Origin of the sequence: Flavobacterium oreochromis, from assembly GCF_019565455.1 — a bacterium.
Lineage (GTDB): Bacteria > Bacteroidota > Bacteroidia > Flavobacteriales > Flavobacteriaceae > Flavobacterium > Flavobacterium oreochromis.
This window is the reverse complement of sequence record NZ_CP067377.1, coordinates 3,134,776-3,158,077: the sequence shown is the minus strand read 5'-3', so window position 1 is coordinate 3,158,077 and position 23,302 is coordinate 3,134,776. Positions and strand designations below refer to the sequence as shown.

The 23,302-nt window shown below is 26.5% G+C and carries 20 protein-coding genes and 5 pseudogenes; 14 read left to right on the top strand and 11 right to left on the bottom strand.

From position 1 onward, the window contains the following. Positions 1-3 precede the first annotated feature (3 nt). The 8 genes and pseudogenes from moaCB to JJC03_RS15090 form a co-directional block, all read right to left on the bottom strand. Positions 4-915 (bottom strand): bifunctional molybdenum cofactor biosynthesis protein MoaC/MoaB, encoded by a 912-nt coding sequence (moaCB, locus tag JJC03_RS15120; RefSeq protein ID WP_088400015.1) that lies wholly within the window; start codon positions 913-915, stop codon positions 4-6. 1 nt (position 916) lies between these two features. After that, positions 917-1,356: pseudogene (locus JJC03_RS15115) on the bottom strand (molybdenum cofactor biosynthesis protein MoaE). Continuing rightward, positions 1,337-2,428, bottom strand: coding sequence for a ThiF family adenylyltransferase (locus JJC03_RS15110; RefSeq protein WP_088445288.1), 1,092 nt, complete (start codon positions 2,426-2,428; stop codon positions 1,337-1,339). The pseudogene JJC03_RS15115 and the gene JJC03_RS15110 overlap by 20 nt, the downstream one beginning before the upstream one ends. Positions 2,429-2,439: 11 nt before the next feature. Then, positions 2,440-2,682: a MoaD/ThiS family protein gene (locus JJC03_RS15105; RefSeq protein ID WP_088399997.1), complete on the bottom strand. Its 243-nt coding sequence runs from the start codon at positions 2,680-2,682 to the stop codon at positions 2,440-2,442. Beyond that, entirely contained in the window at positions 2,672-3,259 is a 588-nt protein-coding gene (locus JJC03_RS15100) for a molybdenum cofactor guanylyltransferase (RefSeq protein ID WP_088445289.1), read from the bottom strand. Before JJC03_RS15100 ends, JJC03_RS15105 begins: the two co-directional genes overlap by 11 nt. Further along, the gene (locus tag JJC03_RS18285) at positions 3,259-3,540 is read right to left on the bottom strand and encodes a TSUP family transporter (RefSeq protein ID WP_258931961.1); all 282 of its coding nucleotides are present in this window, start codon (positions 3,538-3,540) and stop codon (positions 3,259-3,261) included. The genes JJC03_RS15100 and JJC03_RS18285 overlap by 1 nt, the downstream gene beginning before the upstream one ends. 79 nt (positions 3,541-3,619) lie before the next feature. Further along, entirely contained in the window at positions 3,620-3,991 is a 372-nt protein-coding gene (locus tag JJC03_RS18280; protein ID WP_258931960.1) for a sulfite exporter TauE/SafE family protein, read from the bottom strand. A 70-nt stretch (positions 3,992-4,061) separates the two neighbouring features. Further along, positions 4,062-5,225 (bottom strand): molybdopterin molybdotransferase MoeA, encoded by a 1,164-nt coding sequence (locus tag JJC03_RS15090; RefSeq protein ID WP_088400003.1) that lies wholly within the window; start codon positions 5,223-5,225, stop codon positions 4,062-4,064. Between the two features lie 229 nt (positions 5,226-5,454). On the opposite strand from JJC03_RS15090, the gene JJC03_RS15085 reads away from it, so the two are divergent. Beyond that, positions 5,455-8,448 carry a M4 family metallopeptidase gene (locus tag JJC03_RS15085; RefSeq protein ID WP_165624171.1) on the top strand — a complete coding sequence of 998 codons (2,994 nt, stop codon included), beginning with the start codon at positions 5,455-5,457 and terminating at the stop codon, positions 8,446-8,448. Between the two features lie 200 nt (positions 8,449-8,648). Beyond that, positions 8,649-10,503 (top strand): annotated as a pseudogene (locus tag JJC03_RS15080) (DUF349 domain-containing protein). A gap of 148 nt (positions 10,504-10,651) precedes the next feature. Here JJC03_RS15080 and JJC03_RS15075 read toward each other — a convergent pair. After that, a complete protein-coding gene (locus JJC03_RS15075; protein ID WP_235873589.1) occupies positions 10,652-11,119 on the bottom strand; it encodes a glycosyl-4,4'-diaponeurosporenoate acyltransferase CrtO family protein in 468 nt (155 codons plus the stop codon). Between the two features lie 426 nt (positions 11,120-11,545). Between JJC03_RS15075 and JJC03_RS15070 the strand changes: the two genes are divergently transcribed. From JJC03_RS15070 to JJC03_RS15030, 9 genes are all read left to right on the top strand, one after another. Then, on the top strand, positions 11,546-11,797 hold the full coding sequence (locus JJC03_RS15070) for an acyltransferase family protein (RefSeq protein ID WP_235873588.1): 252 nt from the start codon (positions 11,546-11,548) through the stop codon (positions 11,795-11,797). After that, positions 11,793-12,611, top strand: coding sequence for an acyltransferase family protein (locus JJC03_RS19310; RefSeq protein WP_235874396.1), 819 nt, complete (start codon positions 11,793-11,795; stop codon positions 12,609-12,611). The genes JJC03_RS15070 and JJC03_RS19310 overlap by 5 nt, the downstream gene beginning before the upstream one ends. Positions 12,612-12,830: 219 nt before the next feature. After that, positions 12,831-13,283: a DUF2750 domain-containing protein gene (locus tag JJC03_RS15060; protein WP_165624168.1), complete on the top strand. Its 453-nt coding sequence runs from the start codon at positions 12,831-12,833 to the stop codon at positions 13,281-13,283. Positions 13,284-13,750: 467 nt separating this feature from the next. Next, complete coding sequence (locus tag JJC03_RS15055; RefSeq protein ID WP_235873587.1) at positions 13,751-14,287, top strand: SGNH/GDSL hydrolase family protein; 537 nt, start codon at positions 13,751-13,753, stop codon at positions 14,285-14,287. Further along, positions 14,175-14,987: a T9SS type A sorting domain-containing protein gene (locus tag JJC03_RS15050; protein ID WP_235873586.1), complete on the top strand. Its 813-nt coding sequence runs from the start codon at positions 14,175-14,177 to the stop codon at positions 14,985-14,987. Before JJC03_RS15055 ends, JJC03_RS15050 begins: the two co-directional genes overlap by 113 nt. A gap of 252 nt (positions 14,988-15,239) precedes the next feature. Next, the gene (locus tag JJC03_RS15045; protein WP_235873585.1) at positions 15,240-16,271 is read left to right on the top strand and encodes an acyltransferase; all 1,032 of its coding nucleotides are present in this window, start codon (positions 15,240-15,242) and stop codon (positions 16,269-16,271) included. 95 nt (positions 16,272-16,366) lie between these two features. Then, positions 16,367-16,705: an MliC family protein gene (locus JJC03_RS15040; RefSeq protein WP_235873584.1), complete on the top strand. Its 339-nt coding sequence runs from the start codon at positions 16,367-16,369 to the stop codon at positions 16,703-16,705. Positions 16,706-16,983: 278 nt separating this feature from the next. After that, complete coding sequence (locus JJC03_RS15035) at positions 16,984-17,697, top strand: AAA family ATPase (protein ID WP_088401136.1); 714 nt, start codon at positions 16,984-16,986, stop codon at positions 17,695-17,697. Positions 17,698-17,701: 4 nt separating this feature from the next. Continuing rightward, complete coding sequence (locus JJC03_RS15030; RefSeq protein WP_235873583.1) at positions 17,702-18,436, top strand: YggS family pyridoxal phosphate-dependent enzyme; 735 nt, start codon at positions 17,702-17,704, stop codon at positions 18,434-18,436. A 117-nt stretch (positions 18,437-18,553) separates the two neighbouring features. Here JJC03_RS15030 and JJC03_RS15025 read toward each other — a convergent pair. After that, positions 18,554-19,206, bottom strand: a pseudogene (locus JJC03_RS15025) (HAD family hydrolase). Positions 19,207-19,298: 92 nt separating this feature from the next. Between JJC03_RS15025 and JJC03_RS15020 the strand changes: the two are divergent. The 3 genes and pseudogenes from JJC03_RS15020 (at position 19,299) to JJC03_RS15010 (ending at position 22,401) form a co-directional block, all read left to right on the top strand. After that, positions 19,299-19,840 (top strand): annotated as a pseudogene (locus tag JJC03_RS15020) (RNA polymerase sigma factor). Between the two features lie 433 nt (positions 19,841-20,273). After that, the gene (locus JJC03_RS15015; protein WP_088399287.1) at positions 20,274-20,726 is read left to right on the top strand and encodes a sensor of ECF-type sigma factor; all 453 of its coding nucleotides are present in this window, start codon (positions 20,274-20,276) and stop codon (positions 20,724-20,726) included. A 192-nt stretch (positions 20,727-20,918) separates the two neighbouring features. After that, positions 20,919-22,401 (top strand): annotated as a pseudogene (locus tag JJC03_RS15010) (aminotransferase class V-fold PLP-dependent enzyme). A 104-nt stretch (positions 22,402-22,505) separates the two neighbouring features. On the opposite strand, the gene JJC03_RS15005 reads toward JJC03_RS15010, so the two are convergent. Further along, positions 22,506-23,276: a patatin-like phospholipase family protein gene (locus tag JJC03_RS15005; protein ID WP_088399283.1), complete on the bottom strand. Its 771-nt coding sequence runs from the start codon at positions 23,274-23,276 to the stop codon at positions 22,506-22,508. Positions 23,277-23,302: the final 26 nt, after the last annotated feature.

Here is a 23,302-nt window from a genome sequence, read left to right as displayed (position 1 = left end):
ATTTTATTGATTATGATTAAACCCTTTTATAATTTTAAAAAGATGAAGAATAGATGGAAATACAGCATCAATAGATTCTGCAGCTCCATTAGTTGAGCCTGGCAGTGCCATAATAAGTGAATTACCTTTAAAGCCTACAACGCTTCTGGATAACATAGCATAAGGAGTACGTTGTTGTCCATAACTTCTAATGGTTTCTTCAATACCAGAAATGCGCCTATCTAATAATGGAATTACAGCTTCAGGCGTAATATCACGAGGTGATAATCCTGTGCCTCCTGTTATAATAATTAGATCAAATTCATTAATAAATAAATCTATTACTTCTGATTGAATATCTAAAATTTCATCAGGAATTATTTTGTAAAAAGAAGATTCTAGTCCTAGCTTTTTTATTTTTTCAATAATTATTTTTCCTGCTGAATCTGTTTTTTTTCCTTCTGAAACGCTATCAGAACAGACTATAACTCCAACTTTTAGTTGATAATTAATATTTTTAAGATCTGATTTCCCTCCTTTTTTTTCAATTAATTTAATGTTTTGTATTTCTATTGATTTATCTATAGGTTTCAGCATATCATATACAGTAAGAGCTACTATAGATGCTCCATGCATAGCTTCTACTTCTACTCCTGTTTTATAAATTGTTTTGACTGTAACTGTTATATAAATATTTAGATTTTCTATATGATGTGATACAGAAGTAAATTCTATGGGTAAAGGATGACAATCAGGAATAGCAGTTGATGTGTTTTTTACTGCAAATAGTCCCGCAATTCTAGAGGCTTCGAAAACATCTCCTTTGGGAACTGTTTTATTAATAATAGCCTCTATTGTATCTTGATTTCCTACTTTTACAATAGCTTGTGCAATAGCTGTTCGTAATGAATTACTTTTATGTGTTATATCTACCATTTTATTGATTTTTTTTCCATATATAACTTTGATCCTCAAGAATTTCTTTTCCAAAAATCGGTACTTCCTTTTTATTGCTTCAACTATATACTCTAAAGCTTGATAAGTAATTTTCCTTCTTTGTGCTGAAACAAATACGAATAAACAAATTTCACCTACTTTTACTTTTCCTATACTATGATAAATATGCATGCAGGTTATATTAAATTTTTGAAAAGTATTTTCTCTAATTTCATTTAGTTTTTCCGCTGCCATTTCCTCATATGCAGAATAATCTATAGCTATTACTTTCTTATTTTCAACAAGATCTGCACGTACTTGTCCTAAAAATATTTGATGGGCTCCTATAGTTGTCTTAGTTTGATGTTTAGTAATTGAAGTAGCTATAAATTCAGGTTGAATGGCTCCTTCAATAAATACTTTATACTTTATTGTATTCATTTTCTAATAAATTAAGAATAGAGTTAATTCCTTTTTTTAATTGGCTTACATTTTTAAAACCTAATTCTTTGAGTCTAATTTTTGCGCTAGAACTTCTAACTCCGCTCTGGCATATAAGAATTATTTTTCCATTTTTATCCCAATCCTTACATACTTCATATAATTGGTTTAAAGGAATCAATTCTATAAATTGAAATGGTAACTTAGGTTCTTCATATCTTTCTCTTAAATCTATAAATTTGAATTCTGATAAAGATTGAGACTGACAGGTTTGAATAAATTCTATTCCCGTTAGATCAGCAATAAGAGGAACAGTTTCCTTTAAATTTAGGCCTTTTTGATAACCTAATTTAATTTGTCTTTCATTTTTTAAAAATTCTATTTCAATAGTGTTTTGTAATAATAAATCATAAACCAGTACTCTTCCTGATGCTATTTTCCCTATTTTTAGTATAATTTTAATAACTTCAGACGCTTGCATGGCTCCTAAAATATTAGGTAATACTCCTAAAACACCTCCTGTTACACAATTAGGAATAATACTACTTTCTTGTTCTGGAAATAAACATCTGTAACTAGGGCCATTATCATAATTAAAAACGCTTAATTGTCCTTGGAATTTATGAATAGATGCATAAACAAAAGGTTTTTTTGTAACTAAACATATATCATTAATTAAATAGCGAATTTTAATTTCATCTGTACAATCTACAATTACATCATATTGCTTAATTAATTCGTAAGCATTAAACTCACTTAAATACACTGAGTAACAATGAATATCTAAGTTAGGATTACTCCTTTTTAATACATTTTTAGCTATTTTTGATTTGCTTTGTCCACAATCTTCAAAAGTATATAAAAGCTGTCTATGCAAATTAGTTTCCTCTATAAGATCCCCGTCTATAATACCCAATGTACCTATTCCCATTGCTGCTAAATTTTGCAATACAGGACACCCTAACCCTCCTGCCCCAACAACAAGGACTTTAGCTAATTGTAATTTTTTTTGACCTATTACCCCTATTTCTTCTAAACTTATTTGACGATTATAACGTTTTGAAATCTTCATTTTATTAAATTTTAACCTCCTGCAAATGGTGGAAGTAATGCTATTTCATCTTCCTGATTTATTATATAATTTTTATTTTGAAGTTTTTTATTAATTGCTATTTTAAATAAAATCTCTTCTAAACCTTTATATTTTAGCAATAAATTATCAATCAGCTCAATACAAGTTATTTTATCCTTATCTATAAATATTATTTCCTCTTCCTTATGAGTAATATCTGTAAGTTGACCAAAATATTTGATTTTAATTTGCATCTTTATTCCTAAATTGATTTACAATAGTTTTGTATTCTTCTTTCGTATTAATATTTTGTACTTGATATTCAATCTCTTTTGAAATATCAATTTTTTGCTTTTTAATTTCTTTTAATACTTCTCTTAATTTAAGCTTATCATTTATAATTGCTTTCTTAAATATTTTCTCTAAATCAGTATTATAAACACCTATAAGGGGAATTTCATTTTCCTCATTTCCAAAAATGGTAATACTTGCATTTTTAATAATATGATTTTCAATTAATATCTCTATTAAAGAAGTTGTAATTAAAGGTGCATCTACACTTACAATAATAGTATAGCGTGTTTTAGAACTATTTAAAGCAGTTTGAATTCCACCTACAGGTCCCTTATTTTTTATAAGATCTTCAATAATTTCTAATCTTAATTTTTTATATTCAGGATTAGATGTTACTATTTTAATTGTACTACAAATAGGCTGCAAAGCATTTTTAATATGTATTACAAAAGGAATCTTATTTAGTAATAAAAGTCCTTTTTCAGTTCCCATTCTGCTACTTTTACCTCCTGCTAATATATATCCTTCTATTTCCATTAAATCATTATTAATTTAACAGAAGCAAGAACTAGTACAAAAGATAAAATATATTTTAGGGTTATATTATTAAATTTTTCACTACCGTAAAAAGCACCTAAAGTTCCTCCAAAAAGAACAACTAATATTATACTAGACATTTGTAACGGAAATTGACCATTATTAGCTAAAAAGCCTAAAAATCCTGATACTGAATTAACTAATATGAATAAAGCTGAAACAGCAGCTGTTTCTTTCATTCTCCCCCAGCCTAATAATAAAATTACGGGACTTAAAACCACGCCTCCTCCTATACCTAAAATACCTGATATAAAACCTATTATAGCCCCTATTAAAAGAGCTTTTTAAATTCAATAGGTTTTATTTCTTCCTTTTCCTTTTACCAAAACCTAATAATTTTATTACTACAAATAGTAAAATAATACCTAAAAAAGCTCTATATAAATGAGTATCTATTTTAAAAAAACCTCCCATAAAAGAAAATGGGATTGAAGTAATCGCAAAAGGATAAAACAACCTCCAACGAAATTGTTTTGATTTGTAAAAAAATATAAAAGCAATTGAAGAAACTAATATATTTAAAACTAATGCTGAAGGTTTCATTATTTCAGGTGAAAATGAGAATAAACTCATTAGCGCTAAATAACCACTTGCTCCCCCATGACCTACACTAGCATATAAAAATCCAATAATTCCAATGAGAAGTAAAAATATATTTGGTTCAATATTCATCTTAATTAAAATTTTCTAGAATTTAAACTAATTCACTATCCTAATAAGACAAATTTATCTTTTTGGTATTTTAATTTATATGATAAATATCAACTATAGAATTTGATTTAATTATATATTCGCCAGCATCAACTTTTACAAGAACATTAGCAAGAGCAAAAGTATTAAGCATATTTGAATTCTGATGACTAAGTATAGTTACTGTTTCGCCATTAAAATATGCTTTTAAAAATTGAGTTCTTGAATTTTTAACCTTATAATCATGTGCAATAGATACTTTTCTAAATATATTTGAAACTTGTCCTATCATTTTTTTTATAATAGGTAATACATATATATAATAACAACTAAGTGAAGCAGCAGGATTTCCTGGTAAAGCATACACTATTTTAGAACCTTTTAGTCCTACATATAAAGGTTTTCCTGGTTTTTGATTAACTTTATAAAAGAGTTCTTTTACATTTAAATCTTGTAAAGCATCATATACAAAATCATAATCCCCCACAGATATACCTCCTGAAATAAGTACTATATCATGTCCTAATAAAGCCTTTTTAATAGTATCAGTAGTAAGATCTTGATCATCTTTTATCTTATAAATGATAACATCTTCAGCATAATCTTCTAAAGCTGATTGCAACATTATTCCATTACTTTCATATATTTTACCAAATGTTAATTGACTTCCAATATCAATTAATTCATTTCCTGTTACAATAATTCCTACTGAAGGTTTTTTATAAACTGCAATTTTTGTAATTCCTAAACAAGCTAAAAAACCAATGGCAGCAGGATTCAGTTGAACTCCTTTTGGTAAGGCTATCTTTCCTAATTGTATTTGTTCTCCAATAGGTCTAATATTTTCGTTAAGTTTAGGTAATTCTGATAAAATTAATTTATTATTTTCAATTCTACACTTTTCAATAGGTATAATAGCCACCGTATCATCAGGAACAGCTGCACCAGTAAAAATTTTAACTGCTTGAGATTTATTAAGTTCTAAATAAATATCATCTCCTGCTTTAATCTCTCCAATTATTTGAAATACCAAAGAATTTATGTTATTAACTGCAAAACCATCCATTGCTGACTGTCTGAAAGGAGGCATATCTATAGGTGAAATAATATCCGAAGCAAGTACGTATTGATTAGAATCCTTTAATAAAATTTCTTTTAATAAAGGTTGTATTTCTATTTTCTCTATTTTTTGCAAAGCTTCTTCAACAGATATCATGGTATACAAATTAATATTCAATCATGTAAAAATAGTAAAATACAATTTATTATTCAATGAATAATTTGAATGGTAGTAAGTAAAAAATTATAAATAAAAACTGGATATATCAACTAGAAATTAATTCTTTATAAAAAAGAATAAAATGTTAAAAAAATACAAAAACTTAATTTAAATTTGTTAAAAAATAGAAACTAATATTTTAGATTAATTTATAAATAAGATGGATATGAAAAAAAATTATACCTTATTATTTTCTATATTATCTATGGTTTCAAACTTGCAAGCTCAAGAAAATGCAAAGTTAGATACTAAAAGAGAATATCAGAAAACATTACGTATGGACAAAGGTTCCTCTCGTGAAAAAGCTTTAAATATTATTGAAAGCACATACGGACTAGATAAAAATAACCAATTCAGAATTAGTTCTACAACTTCTGATATTACAGGATTTACACATGAAAGACATCAACAGTACTATAAAGGTTTAAAAGTTGAATTTGGAACGGTTATTACGCATGAAAAAAATGGTTTAGTTGAATCATTAAATGCAGAATTATATAATGCAAAATCATTAGATTTAACACCTAAACTTTCATCTCAAAAATGTTTTGAATATGCTTTAAAGTATGCAAATGCACAAAAATATTTATGGGAAGATATAGAACAATCTAAAGTTGTTGATTATCAAAAACCTAATGGAGAATTAGTTATTTTTCCCGATTCAAATTCAGGAAAAATCTATTTAGCTTACAAATATGATATATATTCTATAAAACCCATTTCTAGAAAAGAAATATATATAAATGCTAATACAGGAGCCCTTTTATATGAAAACCCATTAATAAAACATTTCTATAATAAATTAGCTTCAAAAAATCAAATAGAACAAGTAGGAAAGCAAGTTGAAGGAATTATTCTTTCTCCATCAACTGCATTAGTCACAGCAAATGCTGCTACACGCTATAGTGGTAATAGAAATATAGAAACTACCTTAGATACAAACACAAATAGATATATTTTATCTGATCAAACAAGAGGTAATGGTATTGTCACCTATAACTGTGCTGGAGCTGGTTATACCAATACTCATTTTACAGATAATGATAATAACTGGACTGCTGCTGAATTTCATAATACTGCTAAAGATGATGCAGGTTTAGATGCTCACTGGGGAGCCGAAAAAACTTATGATTTTTGGAAAAATATTTTTAATAGAAATAGTTTTGATGATAAAGGAACTCTTATAAAAAGTTATGTAAATGCAAATTTAACAGCAATAGATCCTACAAATACTTCTAATGATAATGCTTTTTGGAATTCTCAATTTATGACTTATGGAAGTGGAACAACATTTGATGCCTTAACAGCAATTGATATTTGTGGTCATGAAATAGGACACGCAGTATGTGATTATACAGCTCGTTTAGCTTATAAAAATCAATCAGGAGCCATGAATGAAGGATTTTCAGATATTTGGGGAGCATGTATTGAACAATATGCTAAAAATGGCAATCTAAATGCTGGAACAGATACAGCAAGTCCAGGTACACTGGCTGTTTGGAAAATAGGAGAAGACATTGGTGATTCATTACGTTCTATGAGCTATCCGAATACTAAAAGAGATCCTGATACTTTTTTAGGCAGATATTATGCCGATACACAAGATGACAGTGGAGTGGCCATAGAATGTACAACCCCTAATGATTCAAATGATCAATGTGGAGTTCATACTAATAGTGGAGTATTAAATCATTGGTTTTATATTCTAACTGCTGGTAAATCAGGCACCAATAATGCCAGTCAAGCTAATGGTGGTCCAGACGTTTACAATGTACAAGGAATAGGTATGGCTAAAGCTGCACAAATTGCTTATTATGCAGAAAGAGACTACCTAACCCCTAACTCTACTTTTATGGATTGTAGAAATGCTACTATAGCCGTAGCTAGTTCTTTATATTGTTCATCAAGCCAAGAAGTTCAATCCGTTATAAATGCTTGGTATGCAGTAAATGTAGGAAATGCTTATAACTCATTCCCTAATGATATTGTTTTAAAATCATTGAATGGAGGAAATATAAACGTAAATTGTGGTGTACCCTATAGCCCTACTGTTACTTTTGAAAACGGAGGTACTAATGCTATTAACAATGTAACAATTAACTATAATATAGATGGAGGCGCTAATTCTACCTTAAATTGGGTTGGGAATCTAGCACAATGTGAACAAGGAACACAAGCCATCAATATAAATGGATTAACTAGAGGTTACCACATATTGAACGTAACTACTACTATTACAAATGATGGTTTAGCTACTAACAATACTAAATCAATGGTAATATTAGTAAACGATGCTGGATCTATCAATTCTACAAATACCTTTAATACAAATAACGATGTATTAGTTTCAATAGACAAAGGAGGAGCAAATAGTACTGTTTGGGAAAGAGGTTCTATCAATAAAACTAAATTATCAATAGTTGCTACAGGCAATTCACCTGGATATTCTACAAAATTAGTAGGTAATTATCCTGATAAAACGACATCTTATTTAGTTTCTCAGTGCTATAACTTATCCAATTATTCTAATGCTAAAGTAAGCTTCGATATGGCATTTGATCTTGAACCTAATTGGGATATTATTTATTTTGAATACTCAACTAATAATGGAGCAACTTGGACACCTCTTGGTAATATGGGTAGTACTTGGTATAATAGTTCTAGAATACCAGATACAAATGACTGTTTTAATTGTATTGGTAGACAATGGACAGGTGATTATACAACAGCTCCAGCAGGTGGTAATGGTAATAATGGCAATAAACGAAACTATAGTCATAGTTTAGCTGAAGTAGGAGCTGCTAGTAATGCTATTTTTAGATTTACTTTTATAGCTGATGAAGCTTCTAATCAAGAAGGTGTATTTATTGATAATTTCGTAATCCAAGGAACTTTAGCAAATGAGACCAATAATTTTGATAAATTTGAAATCTTCCCTAATCCATCTAATGGTAAATTCGCCATTACGCTATCTACTGATCAAGAGGTAAAAATACAAATATATGATTTAGGAGGTAGAAATGTATTTGAAAAGAAATACGAAGTAAATGGTTCAGAATTTAATAATGAAATAGATTTATCAAACATTTCTTCTGGTGTTTATATTTTAAATATAGAAAGTAAAAATAAAAAAGAGTCAAGAAGAATTATTGTTAATTAATTTTTTTATTTTATCTCTTATAGGCTAACTAAATTATTTAGTTAGCCTTTTTGTTTATAAACATATAAAAATTTAAAAGTGTTTTACTTAAATATTTCAAAAAATTAATTTTAAAAAGGTTTTATACCCCCTATTATTTTTTATTTAATTTTGATTTTATTAACTTGGTCAAATATTATTAACTGTAAATATCCTGCACTATGCAAGAAGAAATGAATGATAACCTGCTGCAAGCAGATGGAAATGACCAAAATCTATCGCAATCACATACTCAATTAGCGATAGAAACCATCGAAAATTTAAATGCAGAAGTAAGTGAAGATAATACATTGGAAGATGAACACGAAATTCCAATGAAAGATTATCATACTATGAGTATGGATTTATTAGTAACAGAATTTGAACAATTACTTTCTGTTGAAAAGGTTATGGCTATTCGTAATCATGTAGAAGAAATAAAGTCAGCTTTTTTATCAAAATATAACCATTTTATTGAAGAAAAGAAAGAAGAATTTCTTCAAGAAAACCCAATTGAAGATTTTGAATACCACTATCCAACAAAATCTAAATTTGATTCTCTTTACAATAATTATAAAAATAAAAAAAATATTCATTTTAAAAACCTTGAAGCTAAACTAAAATCAAATCTTCAAACTAGAATAAATCTCATCGAAGAACTAAAAACATTATTAGCTTCAAATGCTGAAATAAAAGATTTATTAAAACAATTTAATGATATCCGTGACCGATGGAAAAATGCAGGTGCAATTCCTAAAGATAAATATAATCATGTTTGGAATAACTATCATTTCCACGTAGAAAATTTTTACGATTTATTACACTTAGATAGAGAAGCCCGTGATTTAGAATTCAAACATAATTTAGATAGAAAACTTAAAATAATTGATAGAGCTAAAGGTTTATTAAATGAATCAGACGTTTTCAAAGCATTTAGAGAACTTCAATTATTGCACAAAGTTTGGAAAGAAGAAATAGGTCCCGTTTCTAAAGAAAATAGAGAAGAAATCTGGAAAGCTTTTAGTGAAGTAACAAAACAAATGCACGAAAAGCGTGAAAATTTATTCGAGCAACAACGATTAAGAGAAGAAGATAATCTAACAATTAAAAAGATATTATAAATAAGATTAATCAAGTAGCTGAAGAAAAGATAATAGTACACTCTTCCTGGCAAGGTCAGATAAACAAAATAGAATCATTAAGAAAAGCATTTTTTGAAGCTGGTAAAGTACCAACAGAAGTAAACGAACAAACTTGGGCGGATTTTAAAAATGCTGTTAGAAATTTTAATGCTAATAAAAATGCTTTTTATAAAGATATTAAAAAGAGCAACAATCTAATTTAGATAAAAAAAATGCCTTAGTTACTAAAGCTAAAGAGCTAATGAATAACGAAAATTTTGATGAAACCACACCTATTATGAAAAAAATCCAAGAAGATTGGAAATTAATAGGTCATGTTCCTAAAAAGTTTTCAGATACTGTTTGGGCTGAATTTAAAGAAGCTTGTAACCATTATTTTGATAGATTAACAGCTTTTAGAAATCAAAATGAAGCAGTTGAAATTATAGCTTTCGACAAGAAAAAAGATTATTTAGAAGAAATAAAATCCTTTACTCTATCAGGAGATCATAAAAAAGATTTAGATGCTATAAAAAACCACATCGAAACTTGGAAATCATTTGGTAAAGTTCCTTTTTCTAGACGTCATATAGAAGGTAAATTCAATAAAGTACTAGACGGATTGTTTGAAAATTTAACTTCAACTAAACGAGAAGCTGAGATGGTACGCTTCAATAATCGTTTAGAACAATTAAGTCAAGAAGGTCAACATAAAATAGATGGAGAAAAAGTCTTTATCCAAAGAAAAATAGAAGAGGTTCAAAATGAAATTTTTCAATTGGAAAACAATATTCAATTCTTTTCAAATGCTAAAAAAGATAACCCTATGATTATTGAAGTAAAGAAAAATATTGAGCGAAACAAAGAAGAATTAGCAATGTGGAAAGAAAAACTAAAACAAATTCATAACATATAATTCCTTTAAAAATCAAAAAGACTATCTGAAAAGGCTATAAATTAAAGAAGATACATTAAAAAACTGATTTATTTTTCATTTTCAGATAGTCCTTTTATAATATAACAAAGTTTGTGAAATAAGAATAATATAAACTCATACTTAAAATTTATTTTGAGAATTTTGAAATAAATTTATCAATTCGCCTTTTGTTTCGTTGCTGTAATAAAGTTGGACATAAATTCATTAAAATATTTAGAATTAAAATTATTAATGCTAAAATATATTCTTCATTATAAATTTTAATAATTACAAAAATCATAACGAAAAGAAACGCAAATAAATGATCAATTTCAGCTTTAGTCATTTGTTCTCTAATATTTTTGAAATCTGAAATATTTACTTTTCCATTAATTTTTAAATTTGGATTCAAATACTTAAAAAATGTATTTTTTACAATCCATTTCACTATGTTAACCCCCATTATGCTATTTAATTTTTCACTTTTTATAAAATTAAAATTTGATAATCTATTATTATAAAAATTTGTATTTCTTAATATAGAAGTAGTTATCATACCTACAATAAAAGAAATAAAAACTAGTGAAATTCCAAAACTTAAATATTTTAATATCATTTTTTCTAATTATTTTTTATTTGTTTTCTTAATAAAGAGAAAGCTAAGTTAATATTTTAAATCTTATGTTTTAGTGCTCTTTGTGTGACTGTTAGTAAAAAATGAAAATCTATTGACTCATCTATAATTCTATAAGATTATCTCTAGGAAGTCGTTCATCTAAATGACTGTCGTAAATAACTTGGGACTAAATAGTTTCTCTTCCTTACATAACTAAATATACAAAAAATAGTATATTTGAGTTGTGTAACAGGTACAATCGTTTTAGAAAATTTGGGCGTGGGTGCTTAATGGAAGGTTTTGTATATCTGACATATATCCGAATTCAGAGGTTTAAAATAATATAAGCCTAAACTTCACAAAGCAATAGGATGTTCTGGTTCATTATAGCAGCGAATCTTAAAATTTAAAAATAATTATGAGAATATGAAATTACTACCAAATTTGACTGGATTAAGGTTTTTATTAGTCTTTTTAGTTGTTATTTTCCATATACCTCAATTTTGTCAAAATAGAGGTTTCCCTTATTTTAATAATTTATCCATTCTAAATAAAGGAGAAGAAGCTGTATATATGTTTTTTTCTTTAAGTGGTTTCTTAATTATACAGCAACTTTATGTTGAAAAATCAGTTATTTATTCAATCAATCTTAAAAAATTTTTTTTAGAAGAATATTAAGAATATTTCCATTGTATTATTTAGTATTAACTTTTGGATTAATCTATTACAGATTAATTTTACCCTTTTTGGATTTGATTATGAAAATAACTACAATTTAGCTTATGGTATTTTATTATCATATACTTTTTTTCCAAACATATTTGCTTCTTATAGTCCAGGAGGAATCATAGAAATATTGTGGTCAATTGGTATTGAAGAACAATTTTACTTGTTAATTGCTCCTTTAATTTATATTATTCCTTTAAAAAAAATTAATCAAATTCTATTAGTATTTACTATTTTTTTCTTTTTAATTTATTTTTCAGAATTAATCATTTTTTTAAGGAATTATAATATGTTATTTTTCTATTTCTCATTTAGTGGATTATGTTCAATTATGTCTTTAAATAGAAGAATTAATTTTCATTCTTTTAAATATTTATTATTTTTCCTATTTATAATTTATTTTACTACATCAATCTTTCGAAATAATTTAACTGATTTTTATTACCATCTAATAAGTATGATTTTATTTGGGCTAATATTATACAATCTTTCAGAAAAACCTATAAAATTGTTAGAGAATAAATGGATAATCTATTTAGGTAAAATTTCGTTTGGAATTTATATGTATCATTCTATAATGATGCAGTTTGTTGGATTTATTTTTTTGAAATCAAATATACACTTAAAAATCTCAAATCTAAATTCTATAATTATATTTAATATTTTAGTTTTTATTTCAACAATTATAATAGCTCATTTGTCTTTTAAATATTTTGAAAGTTATTTTTTAAAATTAAAAGAAAACTTTATTTTTGATAGAAAATAATAAAACTTTCTGTTCCTTTTTATTATAAACTTTAAGTGAAATAGAATCAACTAAATCCTTTATTTTAAAAGGCTATCGAATATTTTTTGCTTCTATTGACCTAGAATTAAATCCTTATTAATTAAATAATTTTAACTTTATAATTATTTTCTAATGAGCTAGTAAATAATTATAAATGATTAGAAGACAATACAAATTTAAAGTAAAATCCCCCTTTTTATGAAAGATGATATTGAAATTATACAACGTCACCAAGAATTTATTAAAACTATTTGTGAAAATGAAAAAATATATACCTTAACAAAAGAAGAATATTATTCTTTATCTTATACAAATAAATACCAAGATGAAGAAGGAAATCCTATTCAATTACTTTGTGTTTGGAGTAAAAAAAGCTATACAACAATCTGCCAAAATGAAGAATGGAAAAACTATAAAATTGAAGAAATAAATTTAATAGATTTTATAGAAAATTGGTGCATAGGACTTGATTCTAATGGTATGATGGCAGGAACAGAATTTGATCAGAATCTATATGGCTATGAAGCAGACCCTTTAGAATTAATTTTAGAGATCATTGAATATCTAAAAATTATAAAAAAAGAATTACAATTAACCCATTACAAAAATTTAAATGATTTAGCAAAAAAAATAAAAGAAGTATTAGGTTAAATACCTTACATAAAATAACTTTTTAAAATATTAATTTTTTTTAGTTTACAACTTGTGGTAATACTTTTCCTATTTCAAAATTTTTCTTTAAATTGTAAATTAAAATAAATATATAAAAGACTTAAATTCTTCATTTTATAATTTAGCATTTAATCGTTTCATAGAAGTGATTTCTACAAATAACATTATAGAGTATTTGAAAAATTATTAAATAATTAAAATCTTTCATATTGATAAGTACTATAAAATATTTTTTTAAACTAAAAAAAATTGTAATTAAAGTAGTTCTCTTTCATAAGCTCTAAATCTGGTATTTTTTATATATTTGAATTCTCTAAGAAAACAATTTGATTAAAATATAATGGTTTTTCACCATTTTATAGTAAAATGATAATTCTATCAACTTCATTATTAAAATCAATTAAATCATATACTCTTTTCTTAATTAACATTATAAATAATAAAGCATGAAAAAAATAATAATCTTAATCTTCTTCCTATATAATTGTTTTGAATTAATAGCTCAAGAAAAAATATTATTCATTGGAAATAGTATGACTTATTATAATAATATGCCAACATTATTTCGAGATATTGCAAATGCAAAAGGAAAAAATGTTCAAGTACAACAGTATACACAAGGAGGAACAGGATTTATTAATCATGTAAATGATAGAGCTGTTTATAATTTATTTGCTTCTCAAGTATGGGATGCTGTAATTCTACAACCAGGAACTGGAGAATCTGTGGGTGCTTCTTATAGAATACAAGAAACCATTAGTAGAGGAAAACAACTGATGGACTCTATAAAAAAATACAGTCCTTGTTCTAAAATATTATTGTATGAAGTATCAAATGGTATTGCATCAAATCCTAATGGAAATGGAAACTATGACAACTATTTTGCCATTCAAAAAAAAAATAAAAGATTCAATAACTGCAATTGCACGTGGTTTAAAAATTCCTTTTGCCCCAGCAGGAGAATGTTTCAAAGAACATTATAACACTAATAAAGACCTATTATTACATGGTACTTATAACGACGTACACCCAGGACTAAAAGGTTCATACCTAGTTGCCTGCTCTATTTTTAATACATTATATCAAGAAAATGTTTCTCCTTGTAATTTTTATGGAGGCGTTGATGATGTTACAGCAACTTATCTGCAAAGAATATCGGATAATGTTATTCTTAAAAACAAGCCAAGTTGGCTTATTAATACCTATAATTTATATACAAATTTTTCATTTGTAACTAATGGAATGAATATAGAACTAAAAAATGAATCCAGTAATTATGATTCATTATCTTGGAATATTAATAATGAGCATAGAACAAATGATCTATCACCGACTTTTAATTTCACATCTACAGGGGCTAAAAATATTATATTGACAACCCATAAAAATGGTTGCTCAGAAACTATAACTAAAACTATTCAAATTTCACCTTTAGGTCTAGATGAAATAATTGATTCTGACTATGAATACTATCCTAATCCAGCAAAAGATTTTATATACATAGAAACAAAAAAAAATTCTCAAGTTAAATTCAGTATTATAGATTCAAACGGAAAAATTATGGTTAGAGAACAAAACTTAGAAAAAAATAATATTGATATTCGTTCTCTAAATACTGGCTTATATCTAATCCTTCTTAATCAAGAAAATACAATTAGTAAAATTAAACTAATTAAACATTAAAAATTTGCTTCAGATAGAGGCTGTCCTAAAAGTAAAAAATCAATACACAGTTTGTCACTCCTAAGTAAGGAGAAGTTTCATAATCAGTACTATGTAATTTATTCCTTTGGTCGAAATGAACAAGATTTCGGACTTTTTGGACAGCCCCATCTAAATATTCTAATATTTAAAATCCTTTTTCTTTACTCCATACACTTTTACTCTTTCCTTTGCTACAAATTTTAATATATTTGAGAAAGAAATATAAAAAGAATGAAAGAAGATAATGAAAATCTATATTGGATAACTTCATTAAGAGTTTTAGCTACATTTAGCGTAATTTTTTTACATACTTCAGCAGAAATATTATATCAGTATGGAAAAACTTCTAATGCAAATTGGTGGATTGGTAATATTTATGACAGTTCTGTTCGATTTTGTGTTCCTATATTTTTAATGATTTCTGGTGCTTTAATTTTATCAAAAGACTATAAAAATATCACAGAATATTTAAAAAAGAGAGTTTTAAGAATAATATTTCCTTTTTTATTCTGGAGTATCGTTTATATTTTTATAAATAATTTTCTATATTTTTATAAAGAAAATTTAACTTTCATAGATATTTTAAAATTTACATTAATCAAGTTAAAAATAGGTGCTAGTTTTCATTTATGGTATATATACATGATAATTGGGCTCTATTTATTTTTCCCTATTATAAAAAGTTGGTTAAGTAGAGCAAATGATAACGAAATAAAATACTTTATTGGAATCTGGTTAATTACCATATGTATTAAATTACCTATTATAAATACATTCATTCCAAATATTGAAATAACATATTTTTCAGGCTACATAGGATTTCCTATTTTAGGATATTATCTTAGTAAAAAAAAATTAAACCTTAAAAGAAAGAAAGTAATCTATATCATTTTAATCGTAATAGGTCTTCTAATTACAATATTTGGAACATATTTTGCCACTAAATATAAAGGAACATTTTATGAAGGCTTTTATGATTATTTAACCCCCAATGTCTTATTCATTTCTATTGGAGTCTTTTTATTTTTTAAAGACTTTGTAACTGTAAATTCAAAAATAATTATCTTTTTTAATAAGTATAGTTATGGTACATATTTAGTTCATATTTTAACAATAATAGTGTTACAAAAAGCAGGAGTTTCCTACGCTTTAATAAACCCAATGTTAGGGATTCCCATAACCAGTATAACGTGTTTTATTATTTCAACACTAATTATTTGGGGCGTAAATAATTTACCTTTTGGAAAATATATATCTGGATAAAAAATAGATCTATCTTTAGAATTACAACTTTCTAAACTAAATAAAACAAATTTTAATAAATTAAATAAAATGGAAAAAAAATCTTAACAACTATTATGCTAACTGCATTATTTTTAGGATCTTGTAATAATAAAAAGCAAGAAATTATAGAAGCAACACCAACGCTAGAAGCAAAAAAGATAACAGATAATATTATTTCTGGAAAAATAGCAGATAAAGAAGGGAAAGTATTAGAATATACATTTGATAATTCTAAGAATACTGCAACTCTAAAACTTAATGGAGAAACAATTGAGTTAGTAGCAGATACCACAGCATCTGGCTCACACTACAAAAATGATCATTATGAATATTCTGAATGGCATGGAATAACAAAAATACAAAAAGATGGAAAAGTAATTTTTCAAGCAGGTGAAGAAACTATGCCTAAATAAAAACTAGAATTCAGATTATAAAAAATTTTTTATTAAATTTTTATTTTAAATAAAAGCGACTTTAAAGTTAAAAGTCGCTTTTAAAAAATATATATTACTAAAAATAAATAACTTAAGCACTTTTAATTAAATTATAAATTTCACTTTTTAAATCACTCTATTTTAATAACATTTTTTCTTCTGTATTCTTTTAAAAACATAGTTTTAAAGAATCTAAATCTATTTGTTTTTGTTAGTTTTCCTAACTATATTTGAATCATTATTTTTTTATTAAACAAATGAATTTACATAATCTTCTAATAAACGACAAAGAGCAAATACTATTAAAGGATATATTTCTAGACAAAGCCAACAATAAAACTATTGAACAACTTATAAAAGAGCATACTTATTTTGATGAATTAAATAAATATGGATTACCCATAAACAATAAAGTTCTTCTTCATGGCAGTTCAGGATGCGGTAAAACAATGACTGCTAAAGCTATTGCGCAAAGTTTAGGTAAAAATATTTTAATATTAAATTTAAGCAATATAGTTTGTTCACGTATAGGTGAAACATCTCAAAATATTAAACAAATTTTTGATAAAGCAGCTAAAGATAATGCTGTATTATTTCTAGATGAATTTGATCAAATTGGCAAAGCAAGAGGAAATGATGATAAAGATGTAGGAGAAATGAGAAGATTAGTAAATACCATTATACAACTTATAGATTATTTTCCAAACAATGCTTTATTAATATGCGCTACAAACCATCCTGAAATTATTGATATCGCGTTATTAAGACGTTTTCAGTTACAAATAAGCTTTAGAATCCCAGAAAAAGATATTTTAGATGAATATTACGATCATCTCATATCTGAATTTCCTAAAAATTTACAAAGTGTAGAACGAAAATACAATATATCTTTTGCAGAAGCTAGAGACCACACTTACACAATTATAAAATCAATATTGATTGAAACTTTAGAAAAACAACAACAAAAATAAATTTATGACTGAAGAAATATTAAAAAATATAGCTATAATAAAAGAACGTATAAATAATGCTTGCAAAGAAAGCAATAGAAATCCTGATGAAATTAAACTACTCTTAGCCACTAAAACAGTTTCAGCAGAACGCATAAAAATTGCATTAGAGGCAGGAAATAAATTAATAGCTGAAAACAAAGTACAAGAGTTAAAAGAAAAACATGAATCATTAAGAACTCTTTCCCCTATAAATCATTTTATAGGACATTTACAAACAAATAAAATAAAAGATATTTTAAAATATGATGTTAGTTGCATACAATCACTTGATCGATTAGATTTAGCACAAAAATTACATGAAAGATTAAAATTAGAAAACAGATGTATAGATGTATTAATACAAATAAACACATCACAAGAGGAAAGCAAATTTGGAGTTGCTCCTAATAATGCTATCAACTTAATAAAAGAAGTGGCCCAATTTGATACTTTAAAAATAAAAGGATTAATGACTATAGGCTTATTTAGTGCTGAAACAGATAAAGTTCGTCAATGCTTTCACTTACTTAAAGATATTCAGCAAAAAATAATAGCATTAAATATTCCAAACGTAGAAATGAAAGAACTTTCTATGGGTATGAGTGGAGATTTAGAAACGGCAGTAGCAGAGGGAGCAACTATAATAAGGATAGGTACTGCAATATTTGGACAAAGAATTTATCCTGATAATTATTACTGGAATGAAAATGAAAATTAATATTTAATCTACACTATAATCTCAAGATATTATCTTGCAAATAAATGAGTTATAATACATTTTCAACCCCCTCCCACTCCTACTTAAAACTAATAGTATGATCTATATTCCTTAAGATTAACCTATAATATCTTTTAAAAAGTTAAATTCATGAAAATGCTGAATAACTTCATTAGCCAAAGACAAATCTTGTAGCTTTGAGTTAACACTATGATAACCTACACAATAAATTCCTGCAGCATTAGCTGCACGTACTCCATTAGTACTATCTTCTATAACTATACAATTCTCCTTAGGAGCTATTGAAAGTGAAGCAGCATGCAAAAATATAGCAGGATCTGGTTTAGATTTGGGAAAATCTTCACCACTTACTTTATGTGTAAAATATTTATTTAAATCAAATCGGTTAAATACTCGATTTATTGTACTTTTGAAGCAGAAGATGCTAATATAAGTTGTATATCTTCAGCGTATAACTTTTTTATTAATTCTAAAACACCTTCAATCAACTCTAAATCAGGTTTTGTATCAAAAGCTTCATTAAAAAGTTCTCGTTTTCTTAATACCAGTGTTTCTACATCATGCTCTAAATCAAAATTTTCTTTTAATTTTTGAAAAACATTTCGTGTAGAATTTCCTGTAAAAGAAGCGTACATAGACTCCGAAACGGTTATAGACAACTCTTTAAAATGCTGATAGTAAGCATACTTATGAACAGGCTCCGTATCTACAATTACACCATCCATATCAAAAATAACTGTTTTAATCATAAACTCTAATTTGTTATCAAAGATACAAAGCCTTTTATATTAAAAATTAAACCTTTTTAAATATCTTTAGTCTAATACCAAACAACAATACTTTGAGAGACGAAAAATTATTTTTAACAGAGCTTTTAAACCCTAAAACTCAAAACGAAGCATTTAGGAAGTTAATTCGTGAGTATCAAAAGCCATTATATCATCATATTAGAAATATGGTATCAGATCATGATGATACTGATGATATTTTACAAAATACTTTTATAAAAGTCTTTCAAAACCTTAAAAATTTCAAAGGAGAAAGTAAACTTTATTCATGGATTTATAGAATTGCTACGAATGAAGCCCTTACTTTTTTAAATAGTAAAGCAAAGAAAAAGGATTATCTAATGACGAATTAAAAGAAAAAATCATACAAAAATTAGAGGCAGATACACATTTTGATGGAGATGAAATTCAATTAAAATTACATAAAGCAATAGCCACTCTTCCTGAAAAACAACAACAAGTATTTAAAATGAAATATTTCGAAGAATTAAAATATGAAGAAATTAGTGAAATATTAAAAACTTCTGTAGGCGGATTAAAAGCATCCTACTTTCATGCTGTTAAAAAAATTGAAGATTTTTTAAATTCAAATTAAACCTTTTACTCATAATTTTGTCTTATTAATATGAAACGCATTTACCTAAATAATCACCCAAAAATTAACTCCGGCTATAAAGTACCTGATGATTACTTTTTAAATTTAGAAGATCGTATAATGTTGGAAATTAATCAAAAAAAGAAGTTTCAAATATTTTTTCTCTTCGGAAAAAAAGAAATATTTGGTTTTATGGAGTTGCCGCTACAATCCTTATATCTCTTTTCACATGGATTTATTTTAATCAAATAAATAATTATACTGTAAATTCTACACAAGAATACTTAGCCTATGCAGATGATGTAACTACTGAAGATTTAGCTGATTATCTAACAACTGAGGATTTAACAGATTTAGAAAAAGAAATTACACCTATAGATCATCAAACTGTTATTTATTTAAATGAATACTTAAATTAATTTAAAAAAAGATTATGAAAAAAATAATTACAGTCTTCATAATAATATTAAGCCAATTTACTTTTGGTCAAGGAAGAGAAGAAAAACTTGAAAAAATAAAAGCATTACGTATAGCTTTCATATCAGACCGTCTAAATTTAAGCCCAGAAGAAGCACAAAAATTTTGGCCCATATTCAATCAATTTGATGATAAACAATTTGAACTTCAAAAGCAAAAAAAGAAATTAATGCACGAATTAAATGCAGAAGGAGTTAATAGTTTATCTGATAAAGAACTACAAAACCTAATGGATCAAGAAGAAAAAATTGAAAATGAAATGAGACAAAATAAACGATCATTAGTTAAAAATTTACAAGGTATTATACCTAACCAAAAAATAATTCAATTAAAACAAATCGAAATAGAATTTAAACAAAAATTACTTAGTCAAATAAAAGAAAGAAAAGAAAGAAAATTTGAAAGATAAACCTATTTAGCTCTAAACTAAACATTATAGTCTTTCAAAACAAATACAATTATAAAACTTCAAAATAAAAACTAAAATTTATCCCAAGTTTACTCTTTATTCCAAATAAAGTTTCATATTCATTAATGATTTTTTTAAAACTCTATTTCAAAATAAGTAAATAATGTATATTTGAAACCAAATAAGAAACAAATGATTACAACCGAAAAATCTACACTAGAACAATATTTTTTAAAATTTAGAGAAAATATTGTAGGAATTAATCAAGAATTTGATTCTCCTTTTGGAAGAAAAAAAATCATTTATACTGATTGGACTGCCTCTGGAAGACTATATAAACCTATTGAAGAGAAAATTTTAAAAGATTTTGGTCCTTTTGTAGCAAATACCCATACAGAAACTACGGTTTCAGGGACTGCTATGACCATGGCTTATCATAAAGCGCGAAAAATCATAAAAAAGCATGTAAATGCTGATGAAAATGATGTGTTAATTACAGATGGTACAGGAATGACAGGTGTAGTTAATAAATTTCAAAGAATTCTTGGGTTACGAATTTGCGAAAACTTAAAAAGTTATACTAATATTCCTAAGGAAATAAAGCCTATTGTATTTGTCTCACACATGGAACATCATTCTAATCAAACATCTTGGTTGGAGACTATTGCTGATGTGGTTATAATTCCAGCAAATCAAGAAGGTCTATTTTGTTTAGAAAATTTTAAAAAAATAGTATCACAATATAAAGATAGAAGTTTTAAAATTGCTTCTATAACCTCCTGCTCTAACGTTACAGGTATTAAAACTCCTTACCATGAAGTAGCAAAAATAATGCATCAAAATGGAGGTGTATGTTTTGTAGACTTTGCTTGTTCTGGACCCTATGTAACAATTGATATGCACCCTGAAGATTCAGAAGCCTATTTAGATGCAATTTTCTTTTCTCCTCATAAATTTTTAGGAGGTCCTGGAACTTCTGGTGTTTTAGTTTTTAATAAAAATTTATATAAAAATAATGTACCTGATTGTCCTGGAGGAGGTACTGTATCATGGACTAATCCATGGGGAGAACATAAATACATAGACAATATAGAAGACCGCGAAGATGGAGGAACCCCAGGTTTTCTTCAGGTTATAAAAACAGCATTAGCTATCCAATTGAAAGAAAAAAATGGGAATTGCTAATATTTTAGAACGTGAAAAAGAAATTGTTGAATATATTTTTAAAAAATTAACAAAACAACCCAATTTAACAATTCTAGCGGAAGAACACAAAGACCGATTAGGTGTTATTTCATTTTATGTAGATAATTTACATTATAATTTAGGTGTAAAAATATTAAATGATCGTTTTGGTATTCAGACTCGTGGCGGATGTAGCTGCGCTGGAACTTATGGCCATTACTTATTACATGTTGATCAAGACAAATCTAATGCTATTACTTGTAATATAGATTCTGGTGATTTAACCGTAAAACCAGGATGGATAAGAATGTCTATTCACCCTACTACAACCAATGATGAAATTCAATTTGTATGTGATGCAATCTGTTCTTTAGCTCAAAACCATCAAGAATGGTCTAATGATTATGATTATAATCCTAAAAGCAATGAGTACACTCATAAAAATCCACAAGCTATTGACAATTTAATCAAAAACTGGTTTGAACTATAATAACTGATATAAATAAGAAATTGTCTGGAGATATCATTTATATATCTATCTTTAGACAATTTCTTTTTTATGCTTTATCCCTTTTATTTTTGAGATACAAAATTTTAAATTTGTTTAGAAAACGTTTTTTGAGCTTCTTTATATCCTATTGAAAAAATTTCATCCATTTTTAATTTACTTGTCTCAAAAGTACCAAATTTAGATAACTCTTCTGGTTGAATAAGCCAATCACAATTAGCAAATTTATGAATACTGGAATTACCAAAAAGTAAATCAAAAGCGCGAGCTGTTACTGATCTAATAGAGGTTAGATCTTTTGATTCTATCTTTTGTATTGGGCTAACGTAAACCCCTATGCAATAATCACATCTTCCTTGTAATAAGTCCGTTGGAAAATGGTTTAAAATGCCTCCATCACTATATAATTTCCCTTCAAATTCATATGGTGAAAAAACACCAGGGAATGAGGAAGAAGCTAAAACAGCATCTACTATACGTGTTTTTTCATCAAAAATTCTTAATTCTCCTTTGACCAAATCAGTTGCTGTTATATGAATTTTAATAGGTAAATCACCGATTTTTAAATCTTTAAAAATCTTATAAAAGTATGTTTCAAATGCATTCCCATCTATTAAACCTGCTTTAGAAAATGTAAAATGTCTCCAATGAAAAAAATAAATAGACCTAAAAAAGTCTAAAATTTCTATAGGAGATTTTCCTACTGCATACAAAGCGGCAATAATAGCTCCTGCACTAGTTCCTGAAATAATTTTAGGTTTCATGCCGTTTTCATCTAAAAAATGTAATACTCCAGCATGAGCTAAACCTTTGCTTCCTCCACCAGAAAGTACTATACCTATGTTTCTTGAGTTCATTTTTACAAAAAAGAAGTGTCTAAAAT